This window comes from Shewanella halifaxensis HAW-EB4 (assembly GCF_000019185.1).
GTDB lineage: Bacteria > Pseudomonadota > Gammaproteobacteria > Enterobacterales > Shewanellaceae > Shewanella > Shewanella halifaxensis.
In genome coordinates this window covers 383,217-404,038 of the sequence record NC_010334.1, presented here as the reverse complement: position 1 = coordinate 404,038, position 20,822 = coordinate 383,217, and the positions used below count along the sequence as shown (strand labels likewise).

Genomic DNA, 20,822 nt, shown 5'->3' with positions numbered 1-20,822 from the left:
ATTAGCCTTCAAAGCGAAAGCTGATTACCTTTTATGATGCTTAGCAAAGCGCTGCTTAAATTTCTCTTGCTGCTCAGGGGTCAGCAACTGATACGCTTGGTTTTGTAGCTTAATAATACCCACAGCCTTTTGCTGACGAGCTTCTTGCTTAGCCACTAGTGCCTGTTTCACTTCAGCTTCGTTAAAGTTAGGTGACGTAATAAAACCTAACATCTGCTGTTTTTGTGCAGCCCGCGCTTCTTTAGACGGACGGTTTTGTTTCATCTCGTCACGATGAGCACTAAATAGCGCTTTCATCTCAGTCTTCTGCTCATCGCTTAGATCTAAACCGTGAAACATCTTACGCAGATCGTGATGACTGCCACATCCACCTTTCATCTGATGATGACCTTGCTTACCATCACGTGAACCATGGTAGTCATTAGCGGCGCTAACACCCGCTGTTAATAATACTGTGCTGGCCACTATGGCAAGCAAACCTGCTTTTAAATTATTCTTTTTCATCATGGTAGCCTCTATTAAATTTACTTAGCCCCGCTAAGCTTGATTTGACGCTTACCAGTTTAGACTACTCAACGTAAGCTAGGGTTTAGGTAGCGTAAAACACTGTAAAGCAGTTTAAATTAAGTTAGGTACCACCAATGACTGTGGATCTTTACTTAGCATTACACTCCTAAACTGCAATTGACATCAAAAAGGGTATACTCACAGTAAGAGTACATTAGAAGGGTAATTATGAGCCGTATATTGTTGATAGATGATGACTTAGGTCTATCTGAGCTGCTTGCACAGCTGCTAGAGCTTGAAGGCTTTGAGCTAACACTGGCCCATGATGGTCAGTCGGGACTCGATCTTGCTATCGAGCAACAATTCGATCTTATCTTGCTCGATGTGATGCTGCCTAAGCTCAATGGTTTTGAAGTGTTACGTGCACTCCGTAGCAAGAAACAAACACCGGTACTAATGCTGACAGCCCGTGGCGATGAAATCGATCGCGTCGTGGGGTTAGAGATTGGCGCCGATGATTACCTACCTAAGCCTTTTAATGATAGAGAACTGGTGGCGCGTATTCGTGCCATTATCCGTCGCACACATAGCCAAGCAAACGAAACACCGCTATCGACACGTCAGTACGGTGATATAAATTTAGATCCTGCCCGTCAAGAAGTGCACTGCCAAGATCAGCTCATCATCCTCACTGGCACCGAGTTTAGCTTACTGTTTGAGCTGGTCAAAAGTGCCGGAGAGCTTGCAAGCAAAGAAGTATTAAGCGAAAAGGTGCTGGGTAAAAAACTGATGCCCTTCGATCGCAGCTTAGACATGCACCTTTCTAATTTACGCAAGAAAATGCCTGAACGCGATGACGGCCGCCCACGAGTAAAGACGATTCGTGGCAAAGGCTACATCTGGTTACCCTAAATGCAGCTGAGAAAAAATCCCAACAATATATTCGTTAAACTGCTACTGGGCTTCTGGCTCTGTAGCTCGCTGATTATTACCCTGGTAGGCTTACTTCCTCTGCTGCAGCAAAATCACGATCAATCTGAACTGCCACCCCAGCTTAAACATCTGCTTGAAACAGTATCGCAAAAAATTATCAATAATCCCCAAGTGTTAAATAACGATAAAATGAAGCGCTGGGATCGGTTTAAGGAGTTTAACGGTCGACCGATACGGATTTACCTGGTCGATGAGAATGCTAACGTACTCAATACTCACAAACCCTCTCGGACATTGCGTCGCTTTATGTTGATCGCCGATGAAGCTGGCAAACCGATAAAACAACAGTTTAGAAATGAACTCATGTTTGGTCCCTATAGCTTCCACGTTGAAGGTAAAGAGTACAGCTTGTATGGCCGTATTCCAGAGCATCATTCACGGCCCTGGTTCTTCTTTTTTAGCGATAATAAGATCTTAACCCTCAGTATCGCAATTTTACTATCAGGCCTCTTATGTGGCTTATTTGCTTGGCATTTAGGTAAGCCGTTGCGCTCACTTAAACGCAGCGCCGACGCACTCGCCGGTGGTGATTTAAGTAGCCGAGTCGATATGGCAACCGCCCTGCGAAACGATGAAATTGGCCAGCTAGCCCAAGCCTTTAATAGTATGGCTGACTCGGTAGAAGATATGGTCAATAGCCAACAAAGACTGATCAGCGATATCTCTCATGAGCTACGAACGCCACTGACAAGACTGAAACTGTCTTTGGCACTCAGTCGTAAAAAGGGTCAAGAAACAGCTGAAACTGAACGTATTGAGTATGAAGCCGACCAACTTGAGCAGATGATTGCCGAGCTGTTAGAGCTGTCTAGAGTCAAGCTCAATGCTAACGAGACCAAGCGCAACCTCGAGCTTTCCGAAACCTTAAGCCAAGTCTTAGACGATGCCGATTTCGAGGCTCAGCAGCAACAAAAACAGCTGCATATCGACATTGATGAATCGATTGTTGCACCGCTATATCCACGACCTTTATGCCGCGCAGTTGAAAACTTGCTTCGCAATGCGATCCGCTATGCCAACAGCCAAGTCTCAATTCAAGCCATAGCCACTGCAAGCAATATACAAATTGAGATTATTGATGATGGCCCAGGGATCGCCGACGAGACCGACTTAGAGGCGATTTTCGAACCTTTCTACCGCCCACAATCGGCACGAGATAGAGAGTCCGGCGGCTGGGGCTTAGGTCTCGCGATAGCCAGAGCCGCAATTCAGGCCCATCAAGGCAAGATAACGGCTGAAAATAATCAACATAGTGGTTTAAAAATCACCATCAACTTGCCTATCCAATAAATACCATCACTCAACTACGCGGCGTTTGCCGCGGGTTCGAGTCTGGCAAGCCAGTGTGCGTAATCTGCCTGCTTAGGAATACGTTTATCTGAATGCCCCATCAACTGTGCTAAGGCATAGCTAAATTGATAGTACAGACTCGCGTCGGTATATTGCTTACCGGCATCATCACAGTTAATCAGTGCGCCACGCAGGTAGTTGGCAACAAGTTCGGCGCGGTTAAAACCTTCAACCACACCTATAGCTTTAATCAAATCATTATTCCATCGAACATATTCACCATAAACCTGCTCGAATGTCTCGCGATTATCATCGGTCACTTGTGCTAATAATTCAGAATTTGGCATCACGCGTGAGATAATAAAACGATCGTATAACAGATCATCACGCAGCCCCCAGCAATGGTGCATCAAGAAACGAGTTAAATAGTCTTGATATAAATCGTCGTCAATCGCAGCTCTCTCAAGACGTTTTCTGTAATGCGCCGTTGCCACAGCCACCACTAAATCGGCTTCCGTTGGAAAATGATTGTAGATGGTTCCCTTAGAGATCTGACTCGCCTCAACTAGGTGAGAACGACGTAGATCAAAGCTTTTATGCCCCCGCAAACAACGCTCGGCGATATCCGTTAAGTAGCTTTCTCGCTGCTGCCAGTTACTCATGTCGACCTCTTCACAAATCTAACAATCAATATTATTTAAGTTCACATTCATAAGGTAGCAGCCTAGTCCCATCACGGGTATTGAGTAATACTGATAGCATCATGAATAAACTCAATAGCCCATGTTAAAAATTGAACTATTAGAAAGCTTTATTGCGGTAGTTGAATGCGGAAACCTGTCAAAGGCTGCGGAGAAACTTTGCCGAACTCAATCTACGATAAGCTTGCAGATCAAGAAGTTAGAAGAGAGCGTTGGCAAACCTTTGTTACTTAGAGATAACAAAGGCGTCACAATGACAGATGCAGGAAAGACGCTACTCAACTATGCCTATAAGATGCTACAGCTCAGTTCACAAGCTATTGATGAGCTAAAAGATTGTCAAAATCGTGAAGTCATACGCCTTGGGGTACCGACTGACTATATCAATCGTTATTTAGGTAGCTTCTTATTAGAGTTTATTCGCGAATTTACCTGTATCGAATTAGTCATCGATACCGATGTCAGTGGCAACCTCTACAAACGGCTACATAACGGCGAATTTGATGTGATTGTCGCGACACACTGGCAAACGCCAGCGGCAGGTCATGGCGAATTACTGTTTGAACGACGTTTTCATTGGGTGGCAGCCAAAGGTGGCAGCGCCCATAAACGCGAAACTGTACCTATGGCGCTGTATCCAGAGAATTGCCCGATCCGTGCTCAGGTTTTTGCCAATCACCAGATCTCGATGCGCCCGATGAGTGTATTACTATCGACGCCATCGCCAACGGCCATGTGTATGGCGGTGGAAAATGACTTAGTGATCGCGCCAATTGCCGAGTTTCGTATTAACGATAAGATGCAGATCATCGATCCTATCGAGCACAACATTCCGCCACTGCCCAGCTTTAATGAGTCGCTCTATATCAACCCAGAGACTCAAACGGCAGCGACTAACCAGTTAATCAATTTGATCAAGGCTAACGTGCAAGGACTAGGTGAAGTTAATAAAGCACAAATGCTTGGCTAATTGCGTTAATAAAAGAGGCTAAGCTAGAAAACAAGCCTCCATAAAAACGCGTGATTGAAACTAAAAAAGCCAACCTTTTAGGTTGGCATTTCTTTTAGCAATAGTAGCTAAATACCGCGCTCTATCGCCCTCTATAACTTAAAAATAATAAGCAAAGTTGATGTTAAAGCGGTGATCCCAATCATCATCGGTTTGCACTAAACCTAAGCTGTTACCACCAAGCCACAGCACATTTTTCGCCATGTAATGATCGACGTAAATAAATAGTGGTCCATAGGCAATAGAAACACCGGTTGTATTCAAAATTGAATCATCAAACTCTTCTACATCTGGCTGCACCATGCTGAAATCATTGTACACCGTAAGCGAGCCCCAAGAAGTGGCGATGTTTTTAGAAAGGTTAGCAGTGTAAATATTACCTTTACTTGCCACCTCATAAAAACCACCTAGCATGCCCATACCAATCTTATCTGGATCAATCTTGCCATCATCATATTGGTCAAAGTCATACGCCAGATACTGGGCTTGCAAACCCCAACCGGCATAGTTCATATCTAGGTGCAGTGCATAATTGAACGTATCGCCGTTTTCACCATATTCAGAGTTATACAGCTGACCATATTCAACAGAAGCTCCCACTATCGTAGTTAACTCACCATTGGTTAATGTGAAGCTTTGACGGCCAGCTAACGTATTGGTTTCTTCATTGTTATAACTGGTATCGCCAACAGTACCCTTGGCTACCGTACCGGCAAAATCACGGTGATCAGTACCGCCATAGATTGCATTTTTAATAAAGGCGAATTCAGATAAAGAGATACCATTTTCATACTGCGCACTCACACCCACGCCGTAATCATCTTCAAAGCCCATGTAATAATTTAAGCTGTACCACCAGTTGTGAGAAGCATAGCCTTTATTACCAAAAGGTTTGCTGATTGCACCACCATTAATCGTTAGATCTTCATTAACATCCCAGAATGCATAACCATATTTTAAATGATCGTAACCGTCATAGAATCGATATTCAGCTTTCACGCCAATATCATTCCACTTATCGGCAAAGGTAATGGACACTAAGTTAAAATCGAAATCACCGCCTTTATCTTTAGAAGACTCGGAATAATCGCTATAGCTGTAATTAGCTCTAACAGAACCACCAATATTTAAATCATCTGCAACTGCTGGAGCAGCAAAAACTGGAAGCAATATACTTGCTACTGCTAAATTAATAATAGACTTTTTCATAACCACCCTTCATTTAATATTAGAGGGGTTCAGCAAAATCTAAATATCATAAAAATCAATTCATGGATTCAATATCCATTGTCATACTTTAATAATTAAGATATCTAAATTCTAACCCCATTTTTATAATTTATATTTTTATTAATATGCTGAAATCAATGTTTTCCTTGGTAAGGGCGCCAAAGGGAGCTCTAGGCGCCCACACCTAACGATGAATTACCATTTAACTTTGGTTAAATCACACTGAATAACTTCACCACGCTTAGCGGGTGTACCAGGGTTTGCAGCAGACTCACACAATAATGTTGTGCCATAGTCATTGCGCTTGTCATTGGCGTTACTGCGAGCCCAAACAGACACAATCGCACGCTCTTCTGGCTTAGTTTCACAGCTGCCATCAACATCGAATGCATGGATGGTATTTTGATGAAAATAGATCAGCGAGTCTTGTTCTGCACTGCCAGATAACCACATGGTTTGCGAGTTATGTTGGCCTTCATCAAACTGGACACGGCGCATGGTGTCGTCTTCTTTTACCGTCTTAACTAACGGTGAATCTTCACGTACTGCAATGGTCTTGAACTGATTAGTACAAGCAGGCACGCGCATGTTGTAGTACATTTCAGAAATTGCATGGTTGTGGAACGGGTATAGCGTATCAACCGATTGCACCGTCATGCCTACTTCAGCGCCAACCTTTTCGCCATTGATTTCATCAATGCGTAATAGGCCCCAGTGACCAAAGATTTCAGCGTAAGCATAACCACCACGAATATTGTCGAAGTTCTTATCGTTGCGCTTGCCTTCTTCAGCATACATAGGGAACCAACCTGCAGCCGCCCATAGGTTTGGCAAAGAGTTAGCGCTGATGTCATATGGGAATACTGCTGGCATTTTTACTTCATCGCCAGTCACCATCTTGTAGAAATTATTAGTGAAGTTTTCGCCATGTTTTTTAACTTGTTTGTCAGTAACTTTGTTATCGAAAAACTCTTCGAAAGTCGTGCGCTTGAAATGCTGTGCAACTGGAGAGTTTTCAGTAAGTTCTCCACCTGGGTTATAAATCCAACTCACATCTTCACGGGCGCCAAAACATTTTTTGGCTTCATCTGCGTTATTGATAACTTGGTAGATATTCTTAACCATCAGTTTCATATCGCGGCGATCCATCACACACATGTGCTGACCACCTTCAGTGGAGTCAACCATTGCCATATCAGAGTTTAGGCAGCCACTGTTTTGATCATTAGTTAATGCTTCTGCATAGGCTCGTAAATAAGTCAGTGTTTCATCCCACAAAATATCAATATATTTTTGATCTTGTGCATTGTAATTAGGCGACTCACCTAAACATTGAAATTGCGCATCATTAATATCTTTTTTATCTAGGAAGTCAGGAAGCTCAGCAGCAACTAACCCATTTGATAATAGTAAACTGCCTAACAGCATTGTGTACTTCATATTTCATCACCCTATATTTAATTATTATGAAACTATTTGTTAATTTAAATGATATAGATGGAACTAATTCCAAAAATCTACTTATGCGAAACTTCTGCGCCTAATTAGCTACCAATGTCACATTTGTAAATAAAATAATTCTCAAATTCGATATTCTTTTGTACAAAAAAAAGACCACAAATGTGGTCTTTTAAAATTGCAGGATTTTATAAAGTAATAGTAAGAGATGAAGTTACCAATTACCTTTCAATAAACTAAAAGTTTACTCTTTATGCTTGTCATACTTAAAAGTATGACAGTTACTACATAGTGGCTTCTTAGTGTCGTGCTCACTATGACATTCTTGGCAAGGTAACTCTTTACCATAATGTAAGTTGTCATGTGGATTCTGCCACTTATCCTCTTCACTACGTGCCGTTTGCTCAGCTAAATCATCAACATCATGGCACTGCAAGCAAGCTTGATCTGATGGAAACTGCTTGATGCCATTGTCATGACACGTCTTACAATCCTTACCAATCACTTCTTTATGGTGGTCGCGGATCTCCACAGCTTGGGCTGATAGGCTTAGAAAGCAACCAAAGGTTAGCGCTAATACCGCTTTTAAATTAATCATCACTCATTCCTCTTATTATCTGGCAAATTTAGGCTTTCATCATGCTGCGTGCAGCAGTCATACCCATCACCATGCATTCAGGAATTGAGCAACTACCCAAACGGCTCACACCATGAATACCACCACACACTTCGCCCGCTGCATATAGACCTGGAATCGCCTGGCCCGTAAAGCTGTCTTTCACTTCAGCATTAGTGTTGATCTGTACACCACCTTGGCAGTAGTGCACTTTTGGCCATAAGCGAACTACGGTAAATGGTGCTTCGATATACTTGTCTTTGGCTTCGGTCATGTTCTTGCCAAACTGAGGGTCATTTTGAGCCTTAACGTACTCGTTGTACTCAGCAATTTGTGCTTTTAGCGGTGCTAATGGCACATCAAAGTGTTTAGCTAACGCCTCAACTGAGTCAAACTTCCAACCTACGTTGTACTTGATCACTTTCTTGGTATTCGGATGCTTCTTAGAATCCTTGTAGCTAGTGATCAAAATTGGAGGTAGGGCATTTCCTTGTGCGTCGCGACAGTTCAACTCAGCATCGGCGCGAGTCTTACGGTCAGCAATTTCATTCATGAAACGCTTACCGGTTAAACGGTCAATCGCCACTGAATGCGGGAAATTGTAGATTGAGTAATTAGACACGTAACCAAAACCACCTTCATCAGGTGATGCCCAGGGACCTGATTGAATATGTGCAAGATGCACTGGAATTGCCCCTAGACGGAACATTTCGTACATACCTTCACCCGTAGCGCCTGGTGCGTTAGTACAGCCCACTTCAGCGGTAAGAGTTGGGTCTTGCGCCATACGTAAGTTAACGTTTTGCGCGAAACCGCCGGTAGCCATAATCACACCGCGCTTAGCACGGATATTAATGACTTCACCTGGTTGGTCTTCACCGAAGTGATAGTTTTGACGCATTTTAACGCCAACCACTTCACCCTTATCACCCACTAAGAAACCTTCGAACTTAGCGCGGTTATGAGTATGAACGCCTAATTTACGACACTCTTGTAGCAATGGCTGAGTAATACCCGCGCCACAGCTCACTGTAGTTTGGTAGGTACGTGCAACTGAGTGGCCACCTAACTGCTGTAGATATGGGTGATATTCAGAACCCGCATCTAATGTCATCTGCAGTGCTTCTACAGCGTGCTCAGCAACATGGCGAAGTAGTGCTTCGTCGGCAATACCGCGACCCGCGGCTAGCTGATCGGCAACCATAGTGTCGACTGAATCCTTAACGCCTTCAGTCTTTTGCATTGGTGTGTCTGGAGCCGCAAACAGGCCACCATTGATTGCTGAGTTGCCACCAAAATATGACATTTTCTCATAAATATGAACATCTTTTGCGCCTTTACGCGTAGCTTCAATCGCCGCCGCTAATCCCGCAAAACCCGAACCGATAATTAGAACTTCAACTTGTTGGTCCCATTTAACGCCATCCGCTTTCTCAGAAATGGCGAGTGCTGGTGCAGCCATTGCGACACCTGCTGCCGCTCCCATTCCTTTAATGAAATTACGGCGTCCTAGCAGATTGTTATTACTCATCTGTCATCACCCTATTAGTTTTATTAGACGCAACAATCATAGGGCTGGAATCAGTTCCAAAACGGGAGTTACATAAGGATTCATTTAAAACAATAAAATAACATTCACAAACTCCAAGCTAGATCCAATGTTTGAGCTTTTTACTACTTTAGAAGTGTTTTGGAACCTGTTCCAAACGCTGATAGATAGCAAACTATCAAGTTTCAACATCAATACAGCTCTGACTTAACACTGTTTTATTTGATTTATTCGATTAGCCAGATAGCGCAAACCAGGTGACATACAACACCTATATTCGGCACAGGCCTCAAAAGTTAATTCATTGTAAAATTTAGACTATTTAATAACCTCAGCACAAAGTATCCTTGCTAAAAGTAACGTGCAGCGTTATTGGATAATATTTTCGGCTTACAGACTTCTATGCCATCATTACGTCTGTAGGTTTTAATAACGATTTACACTGTCATCACCCTGAGGTTGGCAAGCAAAGGACATTATGGAATTAGAAGAGATCTACCGCCAAGATCTAAGCCTGTTGATCGCGCTACAGATCTTGGTCGAAGAGCGCAGCGTCACTCAAGCGGCTAAGCGTTTACACCTAAGCCAATCGGCCACCAGCCGTATTCTTGCACGCCTTAGGGAGATGCTCGATGATCCGCTATTTTCTCGTGTTGGTCAGCAGCTAGTACCGACCTCGTTCGCACTTGAGTGCTACCAGCAGTTGCGCCAACCTACTGGACAGTTGATTGAACTGTTAACCCCTAAAGCCTTTGTGCCCGAAGAGTGTCAGCAACAGTTTTCTATCGCCGTAACCGATTATGCTATGCAGGCGTTGGTGCCCTTCATTTTGCCTCATATTTACCAAAAGGCGCCGCAGATCAGATTAGAGATTGTGCCAGTACAGCAGAAAGAGTTACAGGCGCAGCTCAGTGTAAAAGGTGCCGATATGGCCATCTGCCGCGCCATTGGTCAAACCGGAAACCTGCAGCATAGCTTTCTGGGTAAAGTCGGTGTCAGTTGTTTACTGTCCCCTAACCACCCACTCGCGGATAGCGATATCAGCTTAGAGGATTACCTGCACTACCCTCATGCGACCATTGCGATTAGTGATGGGGTAAAGGCGCTGCTCGATGATGCCATAAGCCAATATCCGCCGCGCACCGAGTTATTAAGAACGCCGCACTTAGATACTGCGCTGGCACTGCAATCGATAAACCCGCTGATTATTACCCTGCCAGAGGGCATGGCCGCCATTGCTGCCGAGCGTCATTGTCTTAGAGTCAAACCCCTGCCATTTAAGCTGCAAAGCTTAGATTACAATCTATTTTGGCATTCACGCTGTGAGCAAGATAAGGCGCAAAAATGGTTACGAAATGAGATTATAGAGGCCACTCAAAGCCTGCTAACACAGACACCACAAAACCTGTAACGAATTAGGTTTCCCTGGGCGGACTTAATAAACAAGGTACTAGATCCTAGGACGCTGCGCTGCGAGGACGGACTGAATAAACAAGGTACTAGGCCCTAGGACGCTGCGCTGCGAGGACGGGCTGCGCCCTACTAGGAAAAGCAAAGGCAAAAAGATATATATCAATAAGATATCGATGGTACTGCAGATTGGAATCAAGGATGAAGGACTCGCGCCTGATGGGCTAAAGCCCAACCTACAATAAAATACGAGTTAGCTTTACCCCGGCTTTTCCGTAAGCGCAGCGTTCCGTACGTTCGTCTTAGCTTTCCCTAGGACCTAGAACCTTTCTTAGCCTTTCCTAGGACCTAGATCCTTTCTTAGCCTTTCCTAAAACCTAGAACCTTTCTTAGCCTTTCCTAGCCCCTGCTTATAGCTGTACTAACACGCGGCCTGTTACTTGGCCTTTGATGATGCGCTGTGCAAATTCAGGTACTTGCTCTAGGGCGATGGTCTCGCAAGCATCTTCAAAGTAGCTAGCAGGTAGCAAATTAAGTACTTGCTCCCACGCTGCTTGACGCTTCTCAAATGGGCAAGCAACCGAGTCAATGCCTAGAAGATTCACGCCGCGTAGAATAAATGGCATCACCGTTGTTGGCAGTGCAAAACCGCCCGCTAAACCACAGATAGCAGCCGCGCCGCCGTAGTTCATTTGTGCCAATGCAGTAGCGAGTACCTTATTACCTACAGTATCAACCACGCCAGCCCAGCGCTGCTTCTCTAGCGGACGTGAGTCCACTTCAAGCTCGCTGCGATCGATAACTTCGCTGGCACCAAGCTTAGTTAGTAGAGCACCGTTTTGCAGGGCGCGGCCTGAGCTTGCCACCACGCGATAACCTAACTGCGCTAGCAAGGTCACGGCAACAGAGCCCACGCCACCACTGGCACCCGTTACTAATACGTCGCCATCTTCAGGCTTAATACCCGCTTGTTGTAGCGCCTGTACGCATAACATCGCCGTCAAACCTGCGGTACCAATCTGCATCGCTTTAGCGGCGTCACAGTTAGTTGGCATCGGCACTAACCAATCGGCTTTAACACGCGCTCTTTCGGCTAGACCACCCCAGTGGTTTTCACCTACGCCCCAACCGGTAAGAATAACCTTATCGCCGACTTTATAACGCTCATCGCTTGACTCAAGCACGGTACCGGCAAAATCGATACCCGGCACCATAGGGAAGTTACGAATGATCCTACCGACGCCAGTAACCGCTAAACCGTCTTTGTAGTTTAGCGATGAACACGCCACATCCACCAACACCTCACCCTCTGGTAGATCTGTCTCTGAAATTTGACAAACATTAGCGTGAGTAAGCTTTTCTTCTTGGGTCAAAACAAGTGCGTTAAACATGACTAGTTCCTATTTAAACTGATGGGAGAAGCATAGGCTATAAACCTCTATGAATGAAGTGCATATTTTGCATAGAAACAATGCGCGGTATTCATGACCTATGTTTGTAGGGAGAGTTTATAGCTAGAGCTCATAGCTAAAGTTCATAGCTAAAGTTTTATCACAGCCGATGCTGAATATAACCTCAAAGCTGACAAACAACCCAGCATTAATCTACTCGACTTTCCTCCTATCTACTCAGCATCACATTATCAGCTACACTGAGTTGTCGCTCAAAAAACTTACAAGGAATAGTTATGATCTATAGCAAGCCAGGAACCGCCGATGCCCTCATTAACTTCAAACCTCAATACCAAAATTTCATTGGTGGTGAATGGGTTAAACCTGTTAATGACCTTTACTTTGACAACACTTCCCCCGTCGATGGCCAGGTCTTTTGCCAAGTGCCACGCTCAGGCTCCGTTGATATTGAACTGGCACTCGATGCTGCCCATGAGGCTAAAGACAGTTGGGGCAAAACCTCTGTCACCGAACGCGCAAACATCTTGCTGCGCATTGCAGATCGCATCGAGCAAAATATCGAGCCACTGGCTATCGCCGAGACTTGGGACAACGGTAAAGCGGTACGGGAAACCTTAGTCGCCGACCTGCCGCTAGTGGTGGATCATTTTCGCTACTTTGCAGGCTGTATTCGCGCCCAAGAAGGCAGCGCTGCCGATATCGATGCCAATACCGTGAGCTATCACTTTCCAGAGCCTCTAGGCGTGGTCGGTCAGATCATCCCATGGAACTTCCCACTATTGATGGCCGCGTGGAAGATTGCTCCAGCACTGGCCGCTGGTAACTGCATCGTGCTAAAACCTGCCGAGCAGACGCCCGCCTCTATTTTAGTGCTACTCGAGCTTATTGAAGATCTACTACCAAAAGGCGTGCTTAACGTAGTTAACGGCTTTGGTACCGAAGCCGGTCAGGCGCTCGCCACCAGCAGCCGAATCAACAAGCTTGCATTTACAGGCTCGACCCAAGTCGGTCAGCATATTTTAAAGTGCGCCGCCGAGTCGTTAATCCCGTCGACGGTAGAGCTAGGTGGTAAATCGCCTAATATCTATTTTGCCGATGTGATGGATCATGAAGATGAATACCTCGATAAGGCGGTAGAAGGCATGCTACTGGCCTTCTTTAATCAAGGTGAAGTCTGTACCTGCCCATCACGAGCGCTTATTCACGAGTCAATTTATGACAAGTTCATCGCTAAGGTTATCCAGCGCGCTAAGACTATTAAGCAGAGCAACCCACTCGATACCGACACCCAAGTGGGCGCACAGGCCTCACAGGAGCAGTTCGATAAGATATTAAGTTATCTGGACATAGGTAAAGATGAGGGCGCAGAGGTGCTGATTGGCGGCAACATTTGCAAACTTGAAGGTGAGCAAAGCCAAGGCTTTTATATTACGCCGACTATCTTAAAGGGCACTAACGACATGCGCATCTTCCAAGAGGAGATCTTCGGCCCGGTGATCTCGGTAACCACCTTTAAGGATGAAGCCGAGGCCTTAGCGATCGCTAACGATACCGAATACGGTCTAGGCGCTGGCGTATGGACTCGCGACATGAATACCGCCCAGCGCATGGGGCGTGGCATTCAAGCGGGTCGAGTGTGGATAAACTGCTATCACGCCTACCCAGCTCATGCCGCCTTTGGTGGCTATAAGAAATCCGGCATTGGCCGTGAAACTCACAAGATGATGCTAGACCACTATCAAAACACTAAGAACCTACTGATCAGCTACGATGCTAACCCTCTGGGCTTCTTCTAACACAACCCCCTGGCTAACGGCCTAATAACTCTAGTGCCAGTGCAGGCTAGCTATTTCCATCGCTAGTCTGCAATTTCCCCCCTAGCGAAACCACATAGCCAAACCGCATCGCTAATCTGCTCACTTTCATCTAAGGTGAGATCTCCCTATTCGAATTTCCAAACTGGAAATCACTGTTTAGCAGTTTTTCACTATAAGAATTTAGCCATCGCGCCGTAAACTAGCTCCATAATATATTAGTGGATATTGCATCATGACCTTGCAGCATAGAATCACTCAGATAACCCGTGACCCTAACCTTTCGCCAAAGCAAAAATCTAACTTCTTAGCCCTAGAAGCAGAAGCGAGTCTGCCCTATATGGCGCTGTCTGATGCGGTGACCGAGGCGAAAGAGAGCGGTATTATCTGTGATATGTTTGAAGGTAATGCGCCATTTAAGCCAAGATATGTACTGCCTGATTACGCTAAGTTTCTGCAAAATGGTTCTGAGTATCTAGAGCTAAGCCCGGTGCAAGACTTAGATGAAGCGCTAAATGCACTGACTATCATCTATCACCACGTGCCATCGGTCACCAATATTCCAGTCTACCTAGGTCAACTCGACGATATTCTACTGCCTTTCTGCCAAGGCCTAGATCCTGAGACTATCTACCGTAAACTCAAGCTATTCTGGATCATGCTAGACCGTACCCTGCCAGATGCCTTTATGCATGTGAATATTGGTCCGACTGACAATATTGTTTGCCGTACCATTTTACGTGTCGATGCCGAGCTTAAGCAGATAGCACCGAACCTGACCTTTATGTATGACCCACAGATCACCCCTGATGAGCTATTACAAATCGCCGCCAGCAATATTTGTGAATGCAGCAAGCCACATATCGCCAACTACCCGCTGCATGCCAATAGCTTCGATGAAAAAGGCTTTGGTATCGTCAGCTGTTATAACTCGCTACCACTTGCGGGCGGTGCTAATACCTTAGTCCGCATCAACCTAAAAGAGGTGGCATTAAAAGCCAGCAGTGTAGACGACTTCTTTAACCAAGTGCTGCCACACTATTGCCAGCTAACCTATGAGTTAATCGAGGCACGCGCTAAGTTTTTGCATGAAGAGTCTAACTTCTTCAACAGCTTCTTAGTTAAAGAGGGGCTAATTGAAGAGTCGCGTTTCGCGCCTATGTTTGGCATCTACGGCATGGCAGAGGCGGTTAATATTTTGCTGGGCACGCCTAGCAACCACTATGGACATAATGCGGCGGCCAATGAGCTGGGGCACAAGATCTCTAAGGCACTCGATGCGATAGTGAAATCGACACCAGTGAAGTATGGCTACCATGGCCTAGCGCTACTGCACTCACAAGGCGGTATGAATGTCGATAAGGATGTGACACCTGGCGTGCGTATCCCTTACGGCACCGAGCCAAATCCGATTGTTCACATTCAAGCCCTCGCCGAGCATCACCAGTATTACACCTCAGGTATTAGCGATATTCTCACTATAGATGAGACCGTTAAAGCGAATCCACTGGCGATGATGCAGCTGTGCAAAGGCGCACTGAGTCTAGGTTTCCGCGAATTTTCCGCCAACGTGGCTTCAAACGATTTGATCCGCGTGACAGGCTATATGATTAAGCTGTCAGATATCGCTAGCTTTAAGCAAGCAGGCTCACGCACCAACACCACTTGGTTAGGCGCAGAAGCCGCGGTCAACACTAAGATCTTAGAGCGTCAGCCACGGGTCATTGCTCATGAGCAATCACCTACACACGCTAAATAGCCGTCAAATAACCTATTAGACTGATCGAGTAGAGAAAGTAAGGATTAAGATAAAAGATGGTCAGAGTCGCCACGGTTAACCAGATTATTCCCTTCTCTTGTGTCGATGGTCCAGGCAGTCGCTTGGTCATCTTCCTGCAAGGGTGTAATTTTAACTGCAAAAATTGTCACAACCCGCACACCATAGATATGTGTGACAGTTGCGGCGACTGTGTGGCTACCTGCCCTGTGGGCGCGCTAAGTCTTTCACTATCTGAAGTAACTGAAGCCGTAATAACAAAACCAAGAGTCCTGTGGGACAGTGACAAATGCACCCAGTGCGATACTTGCTTATCGACTTGTCCTAAGCAATCTAGTCCTAAGACTCGCCAATACAGTGTGCCGCAGATGCTGGAATTGATCCGCAGCCAAGTGCACTTTATCAACGGCATCACCGTCAGCGGCGGTGAAGCCACCTTGCAACTGCCGTTTATCATAGAGCTGTTTCAAGCGATAAAAGCCAGCCCAGATTTGAAACATCTAAGCTGCATGATCGACAGTAATGGCTATTTATCTGAAAGCGGCTGGGAACAGGTGATGCCCTACCTAGATGGCGCAATGATCGATCTTAAATCCTGGCAACAACACACCCACCACTACATCACAGGCCGTGATAACCACCGGGTATTTATTAGTTTAAAGTTACTCGCCGCAGAGGGAAAGTTATACGAAATACGCCTACTGTATATTCCGAGAGTAAGTGATTTTGACAATGAGATTAACGCCGTTGCAGGCTATTTAAGCCAGCTACCCGCAAGCGTAAGAGTCAAACTCAACGCCTTCCAACACCACGGGGTAACAGGCGAAGCCCGCCAATGGGGCACTTGCAGTGAGCAGCAGATGCAGCAGTTAGCCGCACAGTTGTCGCAGCGTGGAGTGCGTAACTTGGTGTTACCCAATGTTTATTTGTAGGCGTTCTTGCCAACCGAATGGGGGCGCTTTGTGGTAAAGCGGTGAACCTTTCTCTTACCATTTCACAGGTAGTATTTGCTGTATCTTCCAGCATCAGTGGTTCCAATTTTTGAAACTGTTACACAGTTAAAGCTAAAGCATGAGAACCTTTAGATTCTTCATCACTTGAATCTTCAAACCAACTTCATACATTTATGGTTCCAATGGCTTGCAGCCGGCGTATCTGCAGACACTTCTTAGGCACGCTTTACGTCATCCCTGACCGCTCTGCGAAAACATCCATGTTTTCGAAGGCCTAAGCCGCATCTACACTGGGTTGGAAAAGCGGAGTAATTTAGCTTTAGAGTTCTATTCATTAGGAAGAGAGCCATTAAACTTTAATTAAGCCTTATCGACTAATTGAAACTATGTTTTATCACTTTAGCGACTTGAGTTGGATTGGCTTAATAAAGAAGCTGCCAACATTTTTGTATCTTTGTCATATTTTGAGCTTTTCAAAATTGCTGAAAGTTCAGATTCCATCTTCTTCCCAGTCTGCTTCGTTGTACGAGATTGAGCCAATACACTTCCAGACAAATGCTTTTTTATTTTTGAAGAATTAGCATCAGAAAGAAATTTTGCAGCTGTAGAAGCTAATTGTTTAGTTGTTCGTTTTGAATTTTTAGCCATGTAAACCTCATTAGATTATTGATTACGAATACTTTACCTTGCAACAACATAAGAGTATTACGAATAAACCATTAGATCAACTGGTAAGACCACCTTAAGGCAAAAAATGTGGTAGCCGCAGATTGATTGGCAAATAATCAGCTATACCGGCGTCTATATAGAACACCCATTTCCCCATCGGAGTTGCCGAAGGCATTGAAGAACTCTTGTAAACATTAGTCGCGTGAGCGAGGCATGGATGCAGAGGTAGCCTTAGGTGAGCCATGGACGGCGAATATGAGGCGATAGCGATTTTCGCAAAGGACTGAGGATCAACAACTTCGTTAGGGGCGGCTCGGGCTCTTTATGAAAGAAATGGCCAAGAGGCAGTTACTGTTGACCCCTTCTTGGCCGTGTGTGAGCTGGAAGCTCACGACCTTTATCAAGCGAAGTTTGATAGCTTAAGCTCAAGTGCAACTTGATTAAATTGGTATTCCAATCCGAAATTTTAAACAAAAAAAAGCATCCCGCTGGGATGCTTTTTTATTTTACTGCCTAACATAGAACTAAATTTGTTAGGCTTATCAAAGTTACCCGAGGGTAACTCAATGGGTATCCGATAATGTACGCAAGATTCGGATTGAAAAGTAGTTCGGTCGAAGCTTCTAAGTAGCAATGCCTCAGCACTGTCGACTCCGGCTCAGCCTGCGTAGCGGGCTAATGTCGGACTCCCAGTTGATTGAGTCTTCGCTCTATCGATGAAAACCTCGACCAAAACTGCTATAACCAACACTAGCAAAAAAATGTGACGCACGTCAAATTTTTATTATTTAATACTTAAATACTGTTAAGGCGGAGCTTCTAAAAAGTTAACTCTACTGGTTGACGCTAAAGTTACCGATAGAAAAGCTATTCACCACAAAGATCACTGAGGACATGAAGAAAGGCAGCAGATAAAACCGTTTGAGATAATGACTTCCGTTTGTTCAAAAAAGCGCAACACTTACAAAAAGAAGTTTGCGATTACGAATGACACAATAAAAATAACAACGACAGGGAACCAAGACTTTAACGGATTTTCAAGGTCTATACCGCACACAGGACAATGTTCAGAACGAAAATCCGCACTATTGATACGAGTATATTTAACCACTGGCGACAAGACTTCAGATTGACACTTACGACACTTCATAATTGTATTACTAAATAGGCAGCTTAATACTCGCATTAGACGATAACGGGTTTACTGACTAACGCACACCAAGTAAAGAGTATCAAATGTCACAACAGTTTACCTAAAAGCGCAGACGCTTCTGAGGCACGCAGCAAGTACGTCCATGTATGCTCGACGGTGGCATCCATGCCACCAACGCCCTCAGTCGCATCCACACTTTTGTGTTTATCTATCAATTTGTATTTTGGTAGTTGAGTAAATTTTGGATCAAAATGAGCTAAACCTATATCCAGCCCAACACAACTCATATTACGCTAAATATGTTGGATTTTTAGACAACACTTCTGTACAAAGATGCTCTGATTACTCTATTAATACACTCTTCATAAAAGTCTTTTTTGCGAACAACATTTTCTCTACCAATTCAGTTTGAAGAACTTCTCCAGTTTTAACATTGACTAGGGTTGGCGAAAGAGAGCACAAACAATTTTTAGGATTATCATTCTTACTGTAGAACAATCTAGCTTCTTCTGTTGTATATACAACGCCATGACGTTCAGCATGACCAGTTCTTGATGTAGGAGCCAAAGCACTGAACCAAAGGACTCCCATTTTCCAGTCAGAGTCATCATAAATATCTTTATTTAAAGCATCTATACTATCTAATGCTCCAAGCCTCATTCTCATGAGGTCATCATCATTACTCATTTTAATGCCTTACTATTTACTATTATTTTAAACTTAATACTCTCAATTTTTTTTAAATACATATTTAAGGCTATGGCCAAGCGCACGCTGATACTAGCGGCCTTTAATCGTCATATAGAGTAGTAATGCCTGAGGTGTATATCTCTAGATCTAGCATTTCTTGGAGTTCTCTTTTTAATTTTAAAATTCTGAGTGTATTTTGTGATATATCTCTGCTATTTATTGAACATAAACACTCAACTTCTAGTTTTTCAATCTCATTTTTTATGAAATACTGCTCTAAAACAATTAATTCCATGGTTCTACCACATTGTTTTCTTTTCACGGATATAGACTCCTAATCGAATAATCGTTAAGAAATATCTCATTAATTTCCGTGGTAATCAGACATCAAAATCGGATCATTTTCTATCTTAGAAGTGAATATAAATTATTTCTTGAGGATCAAACTTATGACTTCTTAGCCTTTTACCGTTTAACTTTGCTGATTCATATTCGACTAATTGTAAGCCTAAAACAATTTTAGCTAAATCCAATGCCTCTGGGAGCCATGAGGGATCATGAATAGCAGGCTTAACACCATAACAAAGCTGTCCCGTATCCGTAGCCCAACCTTTTAACTTAAAACTTTCAACTAATCCCCATGTTAGGTGTAAAACAGGCCTAGACTGCCTAAAAGTTCTTTTTAGATTCTCAATCCTCGTTTCTGAATCAGATACTTTAGATTGCTGACTTTCGTATGCCGTAGAAATCTCCCCAAGCACTTGCTCAAACGTTAGGTTTGCATCATCAGAGAGCGCGCTATCATAGGCTCTAAAAACATGATAGGAGTGGAATCTATCTATGAGCTTCTTCGTACCTCCCCCATCTTTTTTTGTACCTCCTGTAATTGCACGATCAATATCTCTCCAAATCATATCCTTACTCAATCCAAGCCGCTGAGCTAGCATCGTTTTATCAGCCTTTCTTATTCCTCTTGTTTTACAGCTTTCTTTAAGCAAGGCTGAAAGCATAGCATCTTTAAAGTTAGACCTTTTTTCATCACTTCTTATCGATGGGTACGCCACTAGAGCTAAATAATCAGCCGAACCAAAAATGTTATTAGGAATCCGACAACTTTTTCGAAAAATCCCTGCATGTTGATACTTATCTACGAGAGATAAACCTAACTCAACTATTTCATCCATACTTTAACCATCTCTGTTTAAAAGAAAGTTGTTACCAGCCATATACCATCAATAACATAATAAGCTCCTTACCTGTAATCAAGACTTTGAAGCTTGATACTTCTCTTTAAATAAGTATGAGAATGGCAAGCCTGATAAAAAAGGAGGGGAAGTTAAGCGAAATCGCCTACAAGATGATGAATATCCTCATACTCCACAAAACTCACAGGAAACACCAATCCCCATCGAAGTTGCCGATGTTATTGAAGGCAATCGCGTGAGCGAGGCAGGATGCCGAGATAGCCTTAGGTGAGCCATGGTCTTTCTCGTGCATCCATGCACTTCAAGACATTCAGACTTCCTGTCTATCAGATGGCGAATATGAGGCGATAGCGATTTTCGAAAATGACGGAGGCTCGTATCTAATG

General features: G+C 44.1%; 18 protein-coding genes. 7 read left to right on the top strand and 11 right to left on the bottom strand.

Annotated elements, in window-relative coordinates; all coding sequences use genetic code 11:
- Positions 1-24 precede the first annotated feature (24 nt).
- Complete coding sequence (locus SHAL_RS01715; protein ID WP_012275470.1) at positions 25-507, bottom strand: Spy/CpxP family protein refolding chaperone; 483 nt, start codon at positions 505-507, stop codon at positions 25-27.
- A gap of 228 nt (positions 508-735) precedes the next feature.
- Here SHAL_RS01715 and SHAL_RS01710 point away from each other — a divergent pair, with 228 nt between their 5' ends.
- Both SHAL_RS01710 and SHAL_RS01705 read left to right on the top strand, forming a co-directional pair.
- Complete coding sequence (locus tag SHAL_RS01710) at positions 736-1,419, top strand: response regulator (RefSeq protein WP_012275469.1); 684 nt, start codon at positions 736-738, stop codon at positions 1,417-1,419.
- Positions 1,420-2,790: an ATP-binding protein gene (locus tag SHAL_RS01705; RefSeq protein ID WP_012275468.1), complete on the top strand. Its 1,371-nt coding sequence runs from the start codon at positions 1,420-1,422 to the stop codon at positions 2,788-2,790. It begins immediately after the preceding gene.
- Positions 2,791-2,804: 14 nt separating this feature from the next.
- Here the strand turns inward: SHAL_RS01705 and SHAL_RS01700 are convergent, their stop codons facing one another.
- Positions 2,805-3,452: a TetR/AcrR family transcriptional regulator gene (locus SHAL_RS01700; protein ID WP_012275467.1), complete on the bottom strand. Its 648-nt coding sequence runs from the start codon at positions 3,450-3,452 to the stop codon at positions 2,805-2,807.
- 121 nt (positions 3,453-3,573) lie between these two features.
- Here SHAL_RS01700 and SHAL_RS01695 point away from each other — a divergent pair, with 121 nt between their 5' ends.
- On the top strand, positions 3,574-4,461 hold the full coding sequence (locus SHAL_RS01695; RefSeq protein WP_012275466.1) for a LysR family transcriptional regulator: 888 nt from the start codon (positions 3,574-3,576) through the stop codon (positions 4,459-4,461).
- Positions 4,462-4,599: 138 nt separating this feature from the next.
- Here SHAL_RS01695 and SHAL_RS01690 read toward each other — a convergent pair whose 3' ends face one another.
- From SHAL_RS01690 to ardA, 4 genes are all read right to left on the bottom strand, one after another.
- On the bottom strand, positions 4,600-5,709 hold the full coding sequence (locus tag SHAL_RS01690; RefSeq protein WP_012275465.1) for a hypothetical protein: 1,110 nt from the start codon (positions 5,707-5,709) through the stop codon (positions 4,600-4,602).
- Positions 5,710-5,925: 216 nt separating this feature from the next.
- Entirely contained in the window at positions 5,926-7,170 is a 1,245-nt protein-coding gene (gene dddY / locus SHAL_RS01685) for a dimethylsulfoniopropionate lyase DddY (protein WP_012275464.1), read from the bottom strand.
- Between the two features lie 262 nt (positions 7,171-7,432).
- Positions 7,433-7,786, bottom strand: a complete 354-nt coding sequence (gene ardB, locus SHAL_RS01680; protein WP_012275463.1) for an acrylate reductase cytochrome subunit ArdB — start codon at positions 7,784-7,786, stop codon at positions 7,433-7,435.
- A gap of 28 nt (positions 7,787-7,814) precedes the next feature.
- Positions 7,815-9,335 (bottom strand): acrylate reductase flavoprotein subunit ArdA, encoded by a 1,521-nt coding sequence (gene ardA, locus SHAL_RS01675; protein WP_012275462.1) that lies wholly within the window; start codon positions 9,333-9,335, stop codon positions 7,815-7,817.
- A gap of 496 nt (positions 9,336-9,831) precedes the next feature.
- Between ardA and SHAL_RS01670 the strand changes: the two genes are divergently transcribed.
- The gene (locus tag SHAL_RS01670; RefSeq protein ID WP_012275461.1) at positions 9,832-10,764 is read left to right on the top strand and encodes a LysR family transcriptional regulator; all 933 of its coding nucleotides are present in this window, start codon (positions 9,832-9,834) and stop codon (positions 10,762-10,764) included.
- A 409-nt stretch (positions 10,765-11,173) separates the two neighbouring features.
- On the opposite strand, the gene acuI is transcribed toward SHAL_RS01670, so the two are convergent.
- On the bottom strand, positions 11,174-12,154 hold the full coding sequence (gene acuI, locus SHAL_RS01665) for an acrylyl-CoA reductase (NADPH) (protein ID WP_012275460.1): 981 nt from the start codon (positions 12,152-12,154) through the stop codon (positions 11,174-11,176).
- A gap of 296 nt (positions 12,155-12,450) precedes the next feature.
- Between acuI and exaC the strand changes: the two genes are divergently transcribed.
- From exaC to SHAL_RS01650, 3 genes are all read left to right on the top strand, one after another.
- Positions 12,451-13,971: an acetaldehyde dehydrogenase ExaC gene (gene exaC, locus SHAL_RS01660; protein WP_012275459.1), complete on the top strand. Its 1,521-nt coding sequence runs from the start codon at positions 12,451-12,453 to the stop codon at positions 13,969-13,971.
- 253 nt (positions 13,972-14,224) lie between these two features.
- Entirely contained in the window at positions 14,225-15,748 is a 1,524-nt protein-coding gene (locus SHAL_RS01655; protein ID WP_012275458.1) for a YjjI family glycine radical enzyme, read from the top strand.
- Positions 15,749-15,804: 56 nt separating this feature from the next.
- Positions 15,805-16,698 carry a YjjW family glycine radical enzyme activase gene (locus SHAL_RS01650; RefSeq protein ID WP_012275457.1) on the top strand — a complete coding sequence of 298 codons (894 nt, stop codon included), beginning with the start codon at positions 15,805-15,807 and terminating at the stop codon, positions 16,696-16,698.
- Positions 16,699-17,118: 420 nt separating this feature from the next.
- Here SHAL_RS01650 and SHAL_RS01645 read toward each other — a convergent pair whose 3' ends face one another.
- The 4 genes from SHAL_RS01645 to SHAL_RS01625 form a co-directional block, all read right to left on the bottom strand.
- Positions 17,119-17,367 (bottom strand): hypothetical protein, encoded by a 249-nt coding sequence (locus SHAL_RS01645; RefSeq protein ID WP_012275456.1) that lies wholly within the window; start codon positions 17,365-17,367, stop codon positions 17,119-17,121.
- Between the two features lie 1,516 nt (positions 17,368-18,883).
- Complete coding sequence (locus SHAL_RS01635; RefSeq protein WP_012275455.1) at positions 18,884-19,228, bottom strand: hypothetical protein; 345 nt, start codon at positions 19,226-19,228, stop codon at positions 18,884-18,886.
- Between the two features lie 103 nt (positions 19,229-19,331).
- Positions 19,332-19,553, bottom strand: a complete 222-nt coding sequence (locus SHAL_RS01630) for a hypothetical protein (RefSeq protein WP_041415790.1) — start codon at positions 19,551-19,553, stop codon at positions 19,332-19,334.
- Positions 19,554-19,641: 88 nt separating this feature from the next.
- Complete coding sequence (locus SHAL_RS01625; RefSeq protein WP_012275454.1) at positions 19,642-20,415, bottom strand: hypothetical protein; 774 nt, start codon at positions 20,413-20,415, stop codon at positions 19,642-19,644.
- Positions 20,416-20,822 lie beyond the last annotated feature (407 nt).

Bases quoted from the DNA above. Each gene is read 5' to 3' on its own strand.
- SHAL_RS01715 (WP_012275470.1), bottom strand. From the start codon at position 507: ATGATGAAAAAGAATAATTTAAAAGCAGGTTTGCTTGCCATAGTGGCC.
- SHAL_RS01710 (WP_012275469.1), top strand. From the start codon at position 736: ATGAGCCGTATATTGTTGATAGATGATGACTTAGGTCTATCTGAGCTG.
- SHAL_RS01705 (WP_012275468.1), top strand. From the start codon at position 1,420: ATGCAGCTGAGAAAAAATCCCAACAATATATTCGTTAAACTGCTACTG.
- SHAL_RS01700 (WP_012275467.1), bottom strand. From the start codon at position 3,452: ATGAGTAACTGGCAGCAGCGAGAAAGCTACTTAACGGATATCGCCGAG.
- SHAL_RS01695 (WP_012275466.1), top strand. From the start codon at position 3,574: ATGTTAAAAATTGAACTATTAGAAAGCTTTATTGCGGTAGTTGAATGC.
- SHAL_RS01690 (WP_012275465.1), bottom strand. From the start codon at position 5,709: ATGAAAAAGTCTATTATTAATTTAGCAGTAGCAAGTATATTGCTTCCA.
- dddY (WP_012275464.1), bottom strand. From the start codon at position 7,170: ATGAAGTACACAATGCTGTTAGGCAGTTTACTATTATCAAATGGGTTA.
- ardB (WP_012275463.1), bottom strand. From the start codon at position 7,786: ATGATTAATTTAAAAGCGGTATTAGCGCTAACCTTTGGTTGCTTTCTA.
- ardA (WP_012275462.1), bottom strand. From the start codon at position 9,335: ATGAGTAATAACAATCTGCTAGGACGCCGTAATTTCATTAAAGGAATG.
- SHAL_RS01670 (WP_012275461.1), top strand. From the start codon at position 9,832: ATGGAATTAGAAGAGATCTACCGCCAAGATCTAAGCCTGTTGATCGCG.
- acuI (WP_012275460.1), bottom strand. From the start codon at position 12,154: ATGTTTAACGCACTTGTTTTGACCCAAGAAGAAAAGCTTACTCACGCT.
- exaC (WP_012275459.1), top strand. From the start codon at position 12,451: ATGATCTATAGCAAGCCAGGAACCGCCGATGCCCTCATTAACTTCAAA.
- SHAL_RS01655 (WP_012275458.1), top strand. From the start codon at position 14,225: ATGACCTTGCAGCATAGAATCACTCAGATAACCCGTGACCCTAACCTT.
- SHAL_RS01650 (WP_012275457.1), top strand. From the start codon at position 15,805: ATGGTCAGAGTCGCCACGGTTAACCAGATTATTCCCTTCTCTTGTGTC.
- SHAL_RS01645 (WP_012275456.1), bottom strand. From the start codon at position 17,367: ATGGCTAAAAATTCAAAACGAACAACTAAACAATTAGCTTCTACAGCT.
- SHAL_RS01635 (WP_012275455.1), bottom strand. From the start codon at position 19,228: ATGAGTAATGATGATGACCTCATGAGAATGAGGCTTGGAGCATTAGAT.
- SHAL_RS01625 (WP_012275454.1), bottom strand. From the start codon at position 20,415: ATGGATGAAATAGTTGAGTTAGGTTTATCTCTCGTAGATAAGTATCAA.